Source organism: Sorangium sp. So ce117 (assembly GCF_051524395.1).
Lineage (GTDB): Bacteria > Myxococcota_A > Polyangia > Polyangiales > Polyangiaceae > Sorangium > Sorangium cellulosum_B.
In genome coordinates this window covers 1,663,123-1,678,417 of the sequence record NZ_CP150309.1, presented here as the reverse complement: position 1 = coordinate 1,678,417, position 15,295 = coordinate 1,663,123, and the positions used below count along the sequence as shown (strand labels likewise).

The window sequence follows — 15,295 nt, the reverse complement described above, 5'->3', positions numbered from 1 at the left end:
CCCAACGCATGATGATAACGAGGCTCCCCTGATGAACCGTTCACTCCGCATGTGTGCTTTGCTCGCCCTGACATCGACCCTCACGATCGCCGGCTGCGGCGACGACGAGAGCGCCGCGCCGAGCAGCGCGGCGAGCACGTCCGGCGCCGGCGGGTCCGGCGGGCAAGGCGGGCACGGTGGGGCCGGCGGAGCGGCGGGCAGCGGCGGAGAGGGCGGGCAAGGCGGCTCGACGAGCAGCGGCGGAGAGGGCGGGCAAGGCGGCTCGACGAGCAGCGCCTCGGCTGGCGGAGATGCCACGGGCGGCGGTGGAGCGGGCGGGCAAGGCGGCTCGACCAGCAGCGCTTCGACGAGCAGCGCCTCGGCGAGCAGCGCTTCGGCGGGCGGCGGCGACGCCGCCGGCGGCGGCTCGGCGAGCAGCGCCTCGACGGGCGGCGGCGACGCCGCCGGCGGCGGCTCGGTGAGCAGCGCCTCGGCGAGCAGCGCTTCGACGGGCGGCGGCGACGCCGCCGGCGGCGGTGGAGAGGGTGGGGCGTCGGCGTGCGGCGACCTGCGGTGTGACACCGGCGAGACGTGCGACTCGTGCGCCGACGACTGCGGCGTGTGCCCGCCGGTCTGCGGTGACGGCGTGTGCGAGCCCGACAGGGAAAACTGCCAGGCGTGCGCCACCGACTGCGGCGTGTGCCCGCCGGCCGAGTGCAGCCACGACCTCTGCGAGGAAGGCGCGCCCCTCCTCATGGGCTGCGACCCGTGCGTGACCGAGCTGTGCGCGGAGGACCCGGCGTGCTGCATGAGCAACTGGGACACCCACTGCGTCGCCGGCCTCACCGCCGCCTGCGGGCGGGCCTGCGGGTGCGCCCACGACCTCTGCGAGACGGGCGCGCCCCTCGACGCGACCTGCAACAGCTGCGTCGAGACCGTGTGCGGAGAGGACGGAGACAGCTTCTGCTGCACGCTCGGGTGGGACGAGGGCTGCATCGCGCTCTCGGAGAGGCTGTGCGACGTCACGTGCCGGTGAGCTCGGCTCGCCGCCCGAAAGGCGAACCCCTCATGGCGCGGTAGCGACGGCGCTCCGCCGTGAACCTGACCGGCTCGGCGGGTGGAACGCCATCCGGCCGGCGCGCTCAGCGCGCCGTCGCCGCCTTCATCTCGCGGACGAAGCTCGCGACGGCGCGCGCGGCCGCCTCGGGATCACCGACGTTCGCCGCGACCCGCTGCACGACCGCGGACCCGCTGACCACGCCGAACGCCCCGGCGGCGAGGGCGTCGCGCACGTGCTCGGGCTTCGAGATGCCGAACCCCAGGATCGCGGGCGGCGCGTCGAACCGGCGCAGCGTCTCGAAGAGCCCCCCGTGGCCCAGGCGCAGCTGCTCGTCCGCCCCCGTCACGCCCTTGCGCGTCACGCAGTACGTGTACGCGCTGCACCGCTCCGCGAGCTGCTGCAGCGTGGCCTCCGAGGCGTTCAGCGGCGCGATCAGCACCGGCGCCACCCCCACGGCGCGCGCCGCCGCCACGTACGGATCCGACTCCCTCACCGGCACGTCGGCGACGAGCACGCTGTCGACCCCGGCCGCGGCCGCCGACGCGTAGAAGCCCGCCAGATCGCGGTGCTTCACGAGGTTCGCGTACGTCAGGATGCCGATCGGCACCTCCGGCGCCTCCGCCCGGAACCGCGCCAGGAGCTCGATGCAGTCGCCCGGCCTCACGCCGGCCGCGAGCGCCCGCACGGCCGCGGCCTGGATCGTCGGGCCGTCCGCGATCGGATCCGAGAACGGGATCCCGACCTCGATCGCGTCCGCGCCGCCCTCCACGGCCGCGCGCAGCAGCCGCGCGCTCGTGGCGAGGTCCGGATCCCCCAGCATCAGGAAGGGGATGAACGCCCCCTCGCCGCGCTGCCGCAGCCGCTCGAATGCGCGATCGTAGCGCGTCGTCACCGTCTCCCGACTCATGTCGACCTCCCGGGATCGAGCAGCCTCTGCGCCTGCTCCATGTCCTTGTCTCCGCGGCCCGACAGGTTCACGACGAGCACCGTCTCGCGCCCTGCCTGCGCCGCCTCCGCCACCATCTTCAGCGCGTGCGCGATCGCGTGCGCCGACTCGAACGCCGGGATGATGCCCTCGCTGCGCGCGAGCCGCTGGAACGCGTCGAGCGCCTCGTCGTCGGTCGCCGCGACGTACGTCGCCCGGCCCGACGTCATGAGGTGCGCGTGCTCCGGCCCGACGCCGGGGTAGTCGAGCCCCGCCGAGACCGAGTGCGTCTCGGCGACCTGCCCGTGCTCGTCCTGGAGGATGTAGGTCTCCGACCCGTGCAGCACCCCCGGGCGGCCCTTGAGGAGCGTCGCCCCGTGCATGGCGGTCGACAGGCCGTGGCCGGCGGGCTCCACGCCGACGAGCGCCACGTCCTTGTCCGGGATGAACTCGGAGAAGATCCCCATGGCGTTGCTTCCGCCGCCCACGCACGCGACCACCGCGTCGGGCAAGCGCCCCTCGGCCTCCAGGATCTGGGCGCGCGCCTCGCGGCCGATCACCCACTGGAAATCGCGCACGATCGTGGGGAACGGGTGAGGCCCGGCGACCGTCCCGATCAGGTAATGCGTGTCCTCGTAGCTCTCGGTCCAGTAGCGCAGCGCCTCGTTGAGGGCGTCCTTCAGCGTCTGCGAGCCCGAGGTCACGGGCACCACCTCGGCCCCCATGAGGCGCATCCGGAAGACGTTGAGCCGCTGCCGCTCGACGTCCTTCGCGCCCATGTAGATGCGCGTGGGCATGCCGAGCAGGGCCCCGATCATGGCGGTCGCGACGCCGTGCTGGCCGGCCCCGGTCTCGGCGATGAGCCGCCGCTTGCCCATGCGCCGCGCGAGCAGCCCCTGGCCGAGCGCCTGGTTCGTCTTGTGCGCGCCGCCGTGGAGCAGGTCCTCGCGCTTGAGGTACAGCTTCACGCGCGGATCGCCGGTCAGGTTGCGGCACAGGGTGAGCGGCGTCGGTCGCCCCGCGTAGGTCGTCAGCAAGGCGTCGAACTCCGCCGCGAACGACGGATCGCCGCGCGCCTCCAGGTACGCGCGCTCGAGCTGCTCGAGCGCGGGCACGAGGATCTCCGGGACATAGGCGCCGCCAAAGGCGCCGAAGCGGCCGCTTTGCTGCATGTGATTGCCTCGATCGTCGGTTGTGCGTTGTGCGTCGTGAGAGCTGCCGTCAGGGGGAGGCGCGGTCCGCCGGGGCCCCGGGATCATTGTCGTGGCGCGACGGGCCGCGCGCGCTGTCGAACAGGCGCACGAGCAGGTCGGCGCACTTCTCGCCGGGCGCGCGCTCGACGCCCGACGCCACGTCGAGCCCCCAGGTCCCCACCCGGCGCGCCGCGGCGATGTTGTCCGGGTTCAGCCCGCCCGCGAGCAAGCTCCGCGTGCGCGCCGGGTGGCCGTCGATCGCGCTCCAGGCGAACGTCCGCCCCGTGCCTCCCCGCGCCTCCGCCGTGCGCGTGTCGAAGACCAGCCGGTCGGCGCTGCGCTCGACCTCCGCGCCCGCGCCGTCGCCGCCCGCCTCGCCGGCCGCGCCGGCGGCCTCCCCGGACGGCGCCATCGGGACCGCCTTCCAGACCTCGCACCCCTCGGCGAGCGCGCGCCGCAGCGCCTCGACGAACGCGGCGTCCTCGTCGCCGTGGAGCTGCACGGCGCGCAGCCCGATCGCCCGCGCCGTATCCGCGACGAAGTCCACGGACTGATTGAGGAAAACGCCGACGAAGGGCAGCCCCGCGGCCGTGGCGGCCACGATCTCGGCCTGCTCGCGCGTCACCCGCCGCGGCGAGGTCTCGGCGAAGACGAGGCCGCCGAAGCGGGCCCCGAGCCGCTCCGCCTCGCGCGCGTCCCCGGGCCGGGTCAGGCCGCAGATCTTCACCCGGCCGGTCACCAGCGCGCGCGCGGCGTCCGCGATGTCGGGGCTGCGCATGAGCGACGTGCCGACGAGGAACCCGTCCACCGAGGGCGCGAGCCGCTCCACGTGGGCGCGCGACTCGACGCCCGACTCCGCGATGACGATCCGATCGCGCGGCACGCGCGGGGCGAGCCGCTCCGAGACGGCGAGATCGACCTTGAGCGTCTTGAGATCGCGGTTGTTGATGCCGATCACGGGCGCGGGCAGCGCGAGCGCCCGCTCGAGCTCCGCCTCGTCGTGGACCTCGACGAGGCAGTCCATGCCGAGCGCCTGGGCGGCGCCCAGGCACAGGAGCGCGGTCGCGTCGTCCAGCACCGACAGCATGAGCAGGATCGCGTCCGCGCCGTTCGCCCGCGCCTCGATCACCTGGTAGGGCGAAACGACGAAGTCCTTGCAGAGGATCGGGACGTCCACGACCGCGCGCACGGCCTGGAGGATCTCGAAGCTGCCCTGGAAGAAGGGCTCGTCGGTCAGCACGCTCACCGCGTCGGCGACGCCGTAGTACGCGGCGGCGACGGCGTGCGGGTCGAAATCCGGCCGGATGAGGCCCTCGGACGGAGAGGCCTTCTTGCACTCCAGGACGAACCGCGCGCCCGGCGCGGAGAGCGCGCGCCGGAGGCTCCGTGAGGTGGGCGGCGCGCTCGCCCGAAGGCTGGCGAGCGGGGTCCGCCGCTCGCGCTCCGCCACGTCCGCCCGCTTCCGCTCCACGATGCGCGCGAGCACATTGCCCTGCTCAGCCATGTTTCGCCTCCTTCCGCGCTTCCTGGGCCCCATCCCGGCTCAGCGCCACGAAGCGCGTGAGGCGCTCCGCCGCGCGCCCGGAGCCCAGCGCGTCGAGCGCCAGGGCCGTCCCCTCCCGCAGCCCCTCGGCGCGCCCGGCGACCCAGAGCAGCGCGCCGGCGTTGATCGCGACGGCGTCGCGGTGCGCGGGCGCGCCGCGCCCGGCGAGCAGATCGCGGAGCCACGCCGCGTTCGCCGCCGGGCCGGCGCCCCGGAGCGCCTCGATCGGCGCCGGCGAGACCCCCGCGTCCGCCGGGTCGATCAAGAGCTCCTCGACGATCCCATCACGGAGCCGGGCCGCGCGCGTCGGGGCGTGCAGGGCGACCTCGTCGAGCCCCCCGCCGTGGACGACGAGCGCGGCCTGGCACCCGAGCATGCCGAGCGTGCGCGCGGCGTGGGTGACGAGCTCCGGCTCGTAGATGCCCATCACCTGGATCGGCGGCGCGCTCGGGTTCACGAGGGGGCCGAGCAGGTTCATGATCGTGCGCACCTTGAGGGCGCGGCGCACGGGCATCGCGTGGCGGAGCCCGGCGTGGTACTGCGGCGCGAAGAGGAAGCAGAAGCCGACCTCATCGAGGGCGCGGCGCGAGACCTCGGCCGGCGGGTCGAGCCGGGCGCCGAGCGCCTCGAGCGCGTCGGCGGAGCCGCACTGGGAGGAGACCGAGCGGTTGCCGTGCTTGGCGACCGGCAGGCCTGCTTCGGCCGCGACGAAGGCGACGGCCGTCGACACGTTCACGGTGGACTGCCCGTCTCCGCCGGTGCCGCAGCAGTCGGCATAGACATAAGCCGGCCGCGCGAACGGCGCCGACGCCCCCCTGAGCGCGCGCGCCGCGCCCGCGATCTCGGCGGGGGTCTCGCCCTTCGCCTTGAGCGCGACGAGCAGCGCGGAGAGCTCGATCTCGGTCAGCGCCCCTGCGACCACATCGCGGAACAGCGCCTCGGTCTGCTCCGCGGAGAGGTCGACGCCGGCGCAGAGCGCATCGATGACTGCATGCATCATGGTTCTCTCCTCATGTTCACGGCTGTTCCGGCAGACACGGATCCTCGGGACTCTGGCGTCGCGCCGCGGCGCCCTGCATAGCGGACAAAAGCGAAAAGGCCCACCGTTGTTCGGCGGGCCCTCTTCTTCTTTCCTTCAGGTCGTCCTCCCCGCAGGGAGGCGCGTTACCCGTGGTAAGGGCCCGCCTTGGTAGAGCACCAGCGCCACCAGCGCAGCCCTGCCACGCACGAACCCACCTCGGCGGCCGAGCACGACGCGCCGCCGAGGACGAAGGCCTCGGAGCGGCGGCGAGCGCAGGACGCGGGGAGCGCGCGGGGCATGCGGGGAACATAGCTTGCGGGCGCGACGAGCGTCAAGCGGGTTCCGCGCGCCTTGAGCCGCCGCTGAGCCGCCGCTGAGCCGCCGCTTCAGCCGCCGTGGCCCGAGCTTCCTCGGATCAGCGAACCTCCGAGGCCTCCGCGCTCTCCACCGCCATCCGCTGGCGACGCCTCCGCAGGACGGTCCTCGTGCCCTCGCAGGCGGCCAGCGCCGGCGTCGCGACGGTGGACAGCGGCTGAAGGCCGGCGCGGGATACCGGTTCTCGTCGGCGCCTCGGTGCGCTCTGAAGACAGAGAGCACGCCATCGAAGATCTCAGCGAGCTCGTGCCGGCGCCGCATCACGCCCGTCATGTGGCAGACGCGATAACCGATGTGGAATATCGCATGGCAGACATCGTCTAGCGACAGCTTGCTTCGCGCAAGGAGCCTCGGTCATCCGTCATCAGGCAACTAGGGTCAACCGAGGGCCAACTGAGCGCGCGTGACGATTCGCCGTTGACACCCATGCATCGTCTGGCGTTCCCTTCCCCTCCATGAGCACGATGGCGTTCGAGGCGGCGTTGGATGGCGCTCAGCTGCGCCCGGTCGGCGTGATCCGGTCCTTGCTCAAGGAGCGCAGCGAGGCGCCCAGGCAAGGCTCGGAGGGAGCGCCGGATGCCTGGCTCGAGCTGTACCCGTGGGCGGCGGAAGGGCTGCACGGCCTCGCCGTCGGCGACGAGATCATCGTCATCACGTGGCTTCACCAGGGGCGTCGCGACGTCCTCCGAGTCCACCCGCGGTCCGACGCGCGCAATCCGCTCACGGGCGTCTTCGCGACGCGATCTCCGGACAGACCGAACCCTCTCGGTCTCCATCCCACCTTTGTCCGTGCCATCGACGGCGACCGCCTGCGCATCGGGCCCATCGAGGCCATCGACGGCACACCGGTCGTCGACATCAAGCCGGTCCTGACGTGAGGAACAGCATTGCGATGATCACTACCTGGAGATCACGATCCAGGTGAGCTCGTCGATCCCGGAGAGCGGCGCCGTCTTGACGACCGCGCCGTCGGCCTCCCCTTCGGCCGGCGCCGAGAGCTTGCCGTCGTACTCGCTCATCGTCCGGAACCTCACGGGCGTCCCTGGCGCCAGGTCCGAGGGGGCCTGGACCCCGATGGGCGAGTCGCTGGTCGTCGCGAACGGGTAGAGCGCGTAGACCGCCACGATCTCCTCCCCGCCGAGATCGGGGAGCGGTGGCACGCGCTCCGGCGGGATCCTCCGGGCCGCGATGTCGTGGAGGGCCTCGCCGAGCGGCGTCGCGAGCGCGGCGCGGTTCACGGTGAGCTGGAGGCCATCGCCGACCTCCAGGACCTGCGGATCGTCGCTGTTCGGACCAAGGACGGCGCCCGCGGGCAGGTGCGGCACGAAGAGCGATCCCGCATCGATGGTGACCGCGTCGGTGAAGCGCAGCGGGAACATGGTCGTTCCCCGGCGCGGCGTCGTCCCCGCGTCCTCCATCGACTTCACCACGAAGTCGACAGGCGGCTCCGCGTCGCAGAGGAAGGTGAAGCGACCATCCGCCCTCGATCGGTCCGAGTAGCAGACCGCGGTGTTGCAAAACAGCACTGTGGCTCCGCCGATGGGCTGTCCCGCCTCGTCCGCGAGCACGCCGGTCACGCCTGGACCCGCCGGCGCGCCGCCTGCGCCGGAGCCGCCCGTCGCGCCGCCGCCTCCCGCCGCGCCGCCAGCGTCGCCACCGCCGCTGACCGCTGCGCTGCCGCCGCCTCCGGCGCCGCCGCCGGTCGCTGCGCCGCCGCCGGCGTCCCCCGCCCCGCTGGTCGAGCCGCCGCCTCCGTCGCAACCGGACGCAACCAGCACGACCATCAGGAGCAGGGCGCGCTTCATCATTCGGCCAGCGCCTGCTCGATGACAGCCGTCATCGCATCCGGATCGTACTCATGCGTGACATACCGGACGATGCCGTCCTTGCCGACGATCACGTCGACCGGGAACGGGTTGGGGCCGGGGAAATTGGACGTCACGGCGGCGTAGGTGCTCGCGGTCTCCTCGAGCCCGACCGGGAAGCTGACCTTGATGTTGTCGCAATACGCCTGCACCTGGCCGATCTGATCGACCGGCTCCCTCGGGTTGAGGGCGACGATCTGCAGGCCTTGGTCCTTGTACTTCAGCCAGAACCGCTCCTCGGTGTCCGGCAGGTGGTTGGCGCAGACCGGACAGAAGGTGGCAAAGTAGGTGAGCAGAAGCACGCCCCCCGCCGACTCCTCCGAGGTCCATGTCGTGCCGTCCAGCATCGTGCCCGTCGTCGCGGGCAGGGGCGCCCCGACGCTCACGCCGGGCGCGTTGCCAACAAGGTAGCTCTTCCGCACCAGGGCCGCAGGGTCGTCCGAGGTGATGTGGAGATAGCCGATCTCCTGGTCCGTCGCGGAGGCGAGGTAGGTCACGTTGAGCTCGATCGTCTCGCCGGGCGCGATCCGGGCCTGGCGCGGCTCGACGCTGAACGCTGAGCCGCTGACCCAGTTGTCCACCAGCGTGAGCGGCGCCGTCCCCTGGTTCGTGACCTCGAGCGGGAGCGTCTTCCTGTCCCCGGCCGCGACCGGGCCGAAATCGATCCGCGCGGCGGACTCCGGGAGACGGATGTTGGGGGCGAGGCGGTCCGGATCGAGGCGGTAGGAATACGGGTTCTCCCAGGTGCCGATGAACACGTCCTGACCCCGGGCGGCGACGCCGAAGGTGCGCATCGTGGGGAGCTCGCGATCGGGATCCTCGTACTCGAACGCCCTCGGGATGCGCACGGCCGCGATGAAGGTCGGGGCGGCGGGCGTGGACACGTCGTACACGCGCACGTCGTTCCACGCGGCGACGAAGAGGCGGCGCTCGGAGTAGGCCAGGCGAAGCGGGGTCCCGGGCATCTCGGCGCGCCCGACAACGACCGGGCGCGCGAGGTCGGAGATGTCGACGACGGCGACGCCCGCAGAGCCCGCCGCCACATAAGCGAAGTCGCCGTCCACGACGACGCCCTTCGCCTGGCCGCCGGTCGCCACGCGCCCGAGCTCCACCGGGGCCGTCGGGTCCGTCGCGTCGACCGTGACGAGCCCGTCCACGCCGTCGGCGACGAAGACATGGTTGTCGCGCGCCGCGACCCCCCACGCATTGGTGAATCCACCCAGGCTTCCGACCCGCGTGAACCCGACCGCGCTGTCGTAGCGGTAGACGCCGAGGCCATCTCCGTGCAGCCCCACGAAGATGTTGTGGTTCGCGACGTCGACTCCCTCGTAGCTGATCCCCTCCTCTTGCAGGACGGGGAGCTGCACCGGGGCCTCGGGATCGCTGATGTCCCAGCCGCTCAGGAACGCCGGGTTCCGGATGTTGCCGAGGTGCGTGGTGAAGACGAGATCATCGTCCCACGCGAGGTGCTTGCAGCCGGGCGTGCGGGTATCGCCGGGGATTGTGTGCTTGAGCCCCCCCGCGAGCACCTCCATGTCGGCGGGGTCCTCCGCATCGATGACGTTGAATGTGTAGCTGCAATTGAGGAGCAAGTCATCGTCGCGGACGCGGACCTCATCCGTGTGGCTCCCGACTTCGTGCAAGCTCTGGAGCTGCACAAGCGGGCTCAGGAAATGCCCGGGCTGGAGCGCGGTCGGGACGCATTCCCCGCCGACGTCCTCGGTGCCCTCGCCGCAGACGACACCGGGGCTCGTCGCCGAAGGCACACACGCGCCGTCGACGTCCTCGGTGCCCTCGCCGCAGACGACACCGGGGCTCGTCGCCGAAGGCACACACACGCCGCCTTCGGCCTTCGTGCCTGGACCGCACGACAGCCCGGTCTCGCTCACCGCATCGTCGTCTCCGCAGGCGGACAAGGCGAGCAAGATCAGCGCAGAGACGGAAGCGCGACGTCGCAGCAGCGTCATGAAAAGCTCCTTGGAGGGGATGAAGGACAGGGCGGCTGATGAAGCAAGGGCAGCGTCTTTGCGACGATACAAGTCGCCGGGGGGGCCAGAGCAAGGAGAACCGGGTCGCGGCGGCGCCGGCGCACATCTCCGACGGTGTCCGCCGTTGCGCCGTCCGGACCAGGTGGGGTCCAGGTCGGGGGCGGCGACTCGGATGGGGCCCCTCCGCGGGTCGAGGGCCTGGGCGACCGAACATGACGCGTCACCGAGGACACAGGCCTCGGAACGGCGCCGCGTGCAGCGCGCGGGGCATGTGGTAGGGAACGCCCGGCAGCGTCGTTGCAAGGGTCGTGGTCGCAGGGAGGCCACGAGAGAGCACGGGAAGGTTCATGTTGAGGAGTGCGGTTCTTGGAGGCGGGATCGCCGGGTTGAGCGCGGCGATCGCCCTCGCCGGACGGGGGTTCGAGGTCGAGGTCTTCGAGCGACACGCTGCGCCGACGGACATCGGCGCGGGGATCGTCTGCTGGCCAAACGCCTCGTTCGTGCTCCAGGAGCTCGGGCTCCTGGAATCGGTCGCCAGGCTGGCGGGGCGCCCGACCCGGATGCGGAGGGTCTCGTGTACCGGCGAGGAGCTCGGCGCGCTGGACATCCGGAAGCTGGACCAGCTCATGGGGTCCCCGAGCCTCTCGGTGCTGAGGAGAGAGCTCCAGGCGGCGCTGCTGTCGCGCGTCACCGAACTGGGTGTCCGCGTGCGGTACGGGCACGCCGCCGATCGCATCGAGCCCTCGGCCACCGGCTCGGCGAGCGTTCACTTCGCGAACGGAGCGACCGTCGCGGCGGACGTGATCCTCGGAGCGGACGGGCGGATGAGATCGGTCGCGAGAGCGTTCGTGCACGGCGACAATCGCCCGAGATATCAGGGCTTCGTCAACTGGCTTGGCACGTTCGAGAGCGATCGCGCGGTGTTCTCGGAATCGCAGATCGAGGTGATGGACTGCTGGGGTGTCGGCGTGCGCTTCGGCGTCGTGCCCGTATCTCGATCGAAGGCGTACTGGGCCGGCGCCGCGGCTTGCCCTGAAGCTCGGGGCAAGGAACCAGCAGATCACCGGGCCGAGCTCCGCGCCCTCTTCCGCGGGTGGCCGAGCCCGATACCGCAATTGATAGAGGAGACGCCCATCGAGCGCATGAACAAGATCTACGTCCACGATCACGATCCCATCGATACGTGGCATCGAGACAACGTCTTGCTGATCGGCGACGCCGCGCACGCGGCGCTGCCCACGTCGGGCCAAGGCGCCAGTCAGGCCCTCGAAGACGCGTGGCACCTGGCCGACTGCCTGGGCGGCGCGGCCTCCCTCGAGGAGGCGTTCACCGCCTTCACGAAGCGCCGCCACGCCAAGAACGCCGCGATCAACGCGGGCGCCCGCGACCTCGCGCGCTCGCTGTTCGCGACCGATCCTGCGCTCTGCGAGGCGAGGGATCGCAGGAGCAAGGCGACCGACTACGAGGCCATGGTGCAGGGCATGGCGAGGGGCTGGTCCAGCGGACTGCCGATGAGCGGGCGTCCGGGCGCCCCGTCGGCTCGGCCTCAGGCGTGACCAGCCCGGGAGGGGCGCCGGCGCGCTCAGATTGCCGGCCGCCGGCGCCCCCGGCTCGTCCGCTCCCGCAGGATACTTTGCGGCCCGGTACACCGATGGTAGGCCCCGTTCTCCAGGGCGCACGACCTCGCGGCCAGGCGCGACAGGCCCTCGCGAGGCGCCCACGCGGCCCTCCCCCCCTGTGTGCCCATGATCACCGCCGAACCAGGTCCCCCGCCGCCGCCGAGCGCCGCCGGCTCTCATGACAGTGTCCCGCCGCGATCGCCGAGCGGCCCGCCCGCCCGGCAGAGCGCGCCGCCGGGGCGGTCCGTCCCCCCGCCGGGGCGGTCGGCCCCTCCCCCGCCGCGCCGCAGCGCCTGGACGACCCGCCTCGGCGAGGCCTGCGTGCTCGGCCTCGGCGTCGCCTCGCTCTCCGCCGTGCCGACAGCGCTCCGCACCGCCCGCGCCGGCGCGTCCTTCCTCGACGGGCTCCTCGTCGGGACCGCCGTCCTGCTCCCGCTCGTCACGCTCGCGCTCATCCTCTCGCGCGCGGCCGGCCGCGGCTTCCGCGGCATCGTCGGCGCGGGCGGCGAGCGGCTCGCCGTCCTCCGCGTCGCGCTCTGGATCGGCGTCGCCTTCCCGGTGCTCGCCGCGCTCGCCGCCCTCCTCAAGGCGACGACGCACCACCGAGGCCTCGCCGGCGCGACCTTCGGCGTCCTCGGCCTCGCCGGCGTCGTGGCAGCGGCGCTCGTCACCCAGCGCCTCGTCGCGCTCGGCGATCGCCTCGCCGCCCGCGGCGTGAAGCCGTGGCTCCTCGCCGTCGCCGGCACGGCCATCGGCGTCGTGCCCCTCGTCGCCGCCTTCGCTCCGCTCGCCGCCCACGCGGCCAGCACGACCGGCGACGCCGGGGCCGCCGTGCGCGCCGCCATCGTCGACGGCGCCATCGCGCTCGTGGCGACCGCGCTCGTCTCGAGCGTCGACCTCAGCGCGGCCGTCGGCCGTATCGCCGGAATCGCAGGCGTCCCCCTCGCCGCCCTGGTCCTCATGACCGCGACCGCCCGGATCGAGTCGTTCCCCCCGCTCGGCCAGGCCGTGCGCGCCGGCGGCGGGCTCGCGGCCACCCTCTTCAGCGCGCTCGAGCAGTGGACCGACCGCGACGGCGACGGGATGGGCTCGCACTTCGGCGGCCTCGACTGCGACGAGGGCGATCCCACCCGGTATCATGGCGCACGGGAAACGCCGGGCGACGGCATCGATCAGGACTGCAGCGACGGGGCCCACGAGCGCGCCGCCCCCCTGCCCGCCAGGGCCGTCGCGGGCTCACCTGCCGGCGCGCAGACGACCGCGGCCGCCGGCGCCCCGCCTGCCGCCGCTTCCGGCGCCCCGCCGGCCGCCGCTCTCGGCGGCCCGCCGGCCGCGCCTGCCGGCGTCCCGACGGCCGCTCCTGCCGGCGCCACGACGGCCGCGCACGTGCGCGCCACCTCCGCGCCCGCCGCGCGCGACGAGGGCGGCGCGGTCATCCCGGCCGTCCTGACGAAGACCATCTCCCCCGCCGGGACCACGCCCGCGCCGGCCGCCGCGCCGACGCGCCCCGACGTCCTCCTCGTCACGCTCGACACGGTCCGCGCCGACCACACATCGGCTTACGGCTATGGCCGCGACACCAGCCCGCGGCTCGCCGAGCTCGCGGCCCGCGGCGTGCTGTTCGAGCGCGCCTACGCCGCATCGAGCGAGACGCAGCGGGCCATCTCGCCGCTCGTCACCGGCCGCCGCCTCAACCGAGCGGCGCGCGACCGCCGCGAGTGGCCCACGCTGCTGCCCGAGAACGACACCCTCGCGGAGCGCATGAAGCGCGCCGGCTACCTCACCGCCGCGGTCAGCTCGTTCACGTGGATCAGCCAGGAGCGCGGCTTCGATCAAGGGTTCGACCGCTTCGAGACCGTCTACGGCGACGCCCACCCGGAGCGCGAGGCGACAGGCCACCTCGCGGTCGAGAAGGCCATCGCGCTCCTCGAGGGGTATGCCCAGCGCACCCAGCCGATCTTCCTCTGGCTCCACCTCTTCGACGCCCACGAGCGCTACGTCGCCCACCCCGGCATCCGCTTCGGCGCCGGCAGGACCGCCGCCTACGACGGCGAGATCGCCTACGTCGACCGGCAGCTCGGCGCCCTGCTCGACGCCGTGGCGAGGGGCCCCCGCGCCGGCCGCACGGCGGTCATCGTCCACGGCTCGCAGGGCGAGGGGCTCGGCGAGCACGGCCCCGTGGGGCACGGCGTCGAGCTCTACGAGGAGGCGATCCGCGTCCCCCTCGTCATCGCCCTCCCCGGCGCCGCGCCGGGCCGTTACCCGCATCCCGTGAGCACGGTCGACATCGCGCCCACCGTCCTCGACGTCGGCGGCGCGGAGGCGACGGCCGTCGAAGGCGCCTCCCTGGCCGCGATCGCCACCGGCGCCGAGCGCGCTCCCCGAGGGCCGGTGTTCGCCCGCACCGCCCGCCGCGCCGCGGTCGTCGACGGGCAGCTCAAGCTCCTCGTGATCGAGCGGAAGAAGCGCGACCGGCTGCTCCTGTTCGATCTCGGGAGCGATCCGCGGGAGACCCGCGACCTGTCCGGCGAGCGGCGCTTCGAGGCCGACCTCGGGCGGCTCCGCGAAAAGTTGTCTGCCTTCGAGTCTCCCTCGCAGTAGAGTTTACTGCGAGGGATCATGCACCGACTCGCCCCTTCGACGCGGAAGCCCGCGCCCCCCCGCGCGAGGGCGCTGCGCGCCGCCGTCGCCGTCGGCTTCGCGCTGGGCCTCGCCTCGCTCGCGCTGCTCGTCGTGCGGCTCGCGGAGGCGCCGTCCGTGCCGCTGACGCTCGGCGCGGGCGCCATCACGGGCTCGCTGCCGCGGCGCCTCCGGTTCGAGTGGCGCCTCGTGCGCGATCGCCACTGGCAGATCGCCTCGTCGCCCGCCGAGTCGCGCGAGGCCACCGACCAGATCGAGGGCACCCGCGGCACCTGCCCGACGGGCATGGTCGAGGTCTCCGGCCTCATGAAGCTCGACCCCGCTCCGAAGGCCCAGGGCGACCTGCGCTCCATCGACGAGATGCAGCGGACCACCTGCAAGCACTGGATCAGCAGGGACTACCCCGAGCGGTGCGCGGAGTTCGATCGCGAGAAGTGGCTCTCGATGTCGAAGGCTCTCGACACGAAGCCGATGCACTTCTGCATGGATCGCTACGAGTACCCCAACCAGAAGGGCGTCTATCCGTTCATCCTCGTCTCGTTCTACGAGGCGAACGAGCTCTGCGCCGAGGAGGGCAAGCGCCTCTGCGACGAGGCCGAGTGGACCTTCGCCTGCGAGGGCGAGGAGGCGCGCCCCTACCCCTACGGTTACGTCCGCGAGCCTGAAGCGTGCGTCGTCGATCAGGGTTGGCGCCCGTACATCGAGACCGCGCTGCGCCCCCGGGGCGGCCCCGCGGCCATGGCCGAGATGGACCGGCTCTGGCAGGGCATGGCGTCGGGCGTCCAGCCCCGCTGCCGGAGCCCCTTCGGCGTCTACGACATGACCGGCAACATCGATGAGTGGACCCGTTCCGTCCGGGAGGGCGAGCGCCCCTCCATCCTGAAGGGTGGCTACTGGGGTCCTGTCCGCACGCGCTGCCGCCCCTCGACCCGCTCGCACGACGAGAACCACATGTTCTACCAGCAGGGCTTCCGCTGCTGCGCGGACCGCGGCGCCACGATCGGCGTCCCCGCGGAGCGCGCCGTCTCCGGCGATCCTGCCGCCGCCCCGCTGCCGCGCGAGCTCCGCTGACGCGCTCGCTGGCGTG

General features: G+C 73.1%; 11 protein-coding genes. 5 read left to right on the top strand and 6 right to left on the bottom strand.

What is annotated here, in order from left to right:
* Positions 1–31: 31 nt before the first annotated feature.
* The gene (locus WMF46_RS06250; RefSeq protein WP_437984758.1) at positions 32–1,015 is read left to right on the top strand and encodes a hypothetical protein; all 984 of its coding nucleotides are present in this window, start codon (positions 32–34) and stop codon (positions 1,013–1,015) included.
* Between the two features lie 106 nt (positions 1,016–1,121).
* On the opposite strand, the gene trpA is transcribed toward WMF46_RS06250, so the two are convergent.
* The 4 genes from trpA to trpD are packed head-to-tail and all read right to left on the bottom strand — an operon-like array spanning position 1,122 to position 5,697.
* Entirely contained in the window at positions 1,122–1,946 is an 825-nt protein-coding gene (gene trpA, locus WMF46_RS06245; protein ID WP_437984757.1) for a tryptophan synthase subunit alpha, read from the bottom strand.
* On the bottom strand, positions 1,943–3,136 hold the full coding sequence (trpB, locus tag WMF46_RS06240; RefSeq protein ID WP_044964109.1) for a tryptophan synthase subunit beta: 1,194 nt from the start codon (positions 3,134–3,136) through the stop codon (positions 1,943–1,945). Before trpB ends, trpA begins: the two co-directional genes overlap by 4 nt.
* Positions 3,137–3,185: 49 nt before the next feature.
* Positions 3,186–4,661 carry a bifunctional indole-3-glycerol-phosphate synthase TrpC/phosphoribosylanthranilate isomerase TrpF gene (gene trpCF, locus WMF46_RS06235; RefSeq protein WP_437984756.1) on the bottom strand — a complete coding sequence of 492 codons (1,476 nt, stop codon included), beginning with the start codon at positions 4,659–4,661 and terminating at the stop codon, positions 3,186–3,188.
* The gene (trpD, locus tag WMF46_RS06230; protein WP_437987863.1) at positions 4,654–5,697 is read right to left on the bottom strand and encodes an anthranilate phosphoribosyltransferase; all 1,044 of its coding nucleotides are present in this window, start codon (positions 5,695–5,697) and stop codon (positions 4,654–4,656) included. Before trpD ends, trpCF begins: the two co-directional genes overlap by 8 nt.
* A gap of 854 nt (positions 5,698–6,551) precedes the next feature.
* On the opposite strand from trpD, the gene tsaA reads away from it, so the two are divergent.
* Positions 6,552–6,974 carry a tRNA (N6-threonylcarbamoyladenosine(37)-N6)-methyltransferase TrmO gene (tsaA, locus tag WMF46_RS06225; RefSeq protein ID WP_437984755.1) on the top strand — a complete coding sequence of 141 codons (423 nt, stop codon included), beginning with the start codon at positions 6,552–6,554 and terminating at the stop codon, positions 6,972–6,974.
* Between the two features lie 21 nt (positions 6,975–6,995).
* Here the strand turns inward: tsaA and WMF46_RS06220 are convergent, their stop codons facing one another.
* Positions 6,996–7,904, bottom strand: coding sequence for a hypothetical protein (locus WMF46_RS06220; RefSeq protein WP_437984754.1), 909 nt, complete (start codon positions 7,902–7,904; stop codon positions 6,996–6,998).
* Positions 7,901–9,928, bottom strand: a complete 2,028-nt coding sequence (locus WMF46_RS06215) for a redoxin domain-containing protein (protein ID WP_437984753.1) — start codon at positions 9,926–9,928, stop codon at positions 7,901–7,903. Before WMF46_RS06215 ends, WMF46_RS06220 begins: the two co-directional genes overlap by 4 nt.
* A gap of 368 nt (positions 9,929–10,296) precedes the next feature.
* Between WMF46_RS06215 and WMF46_RS06210 the strand changes: the two genes are divergently transcribed.
* The 3 genes from WMF46_RS06210 (at position 10,297) to WMF46_RS06200 (ending at position 15,279) form a co-directional block, all read left to right on the top strand.
* The gene (locus tag WMF46_RS06210; RefSeq protein ID WP_437984752.1) at positions 10,297–11,505 is read left to right on the top strand and encodes an FAD-dependent monooxygenase; all 1,209 of its coding nucleotides are present in this window, start codon (positions 10,297–10,299) and stop codon (positions 11,503–11,505) included.
* 189 nt (positions 11,506–11,694) lie between these two features.
* A complete protein-coding gene (locus WMF46_RS06205; RefSeq protein ID WP_437984751.1) occupies positions 11,695–14,169 on the top strand; it encodes a sulfatase-like hydrolase/transferase in 2,475 nt (824 codons plus the stop codon).
* Positions 14,170–14,187: 18 nt separating this feature from the next.
* Positions 14,188–15,279, top strand: a complete 1,092-nt coding sequence (locus WMF46_RS06200) for a formylglycine-generating enzyme family protein (RefSeq protein WP_437984750.1) — start codon at positions 14,188–14,190, stop codon at positions 15,277–15,279.
* The last annotated feature ends 16 nt before the right edge of the window (positions 15,280–15,295 follow it).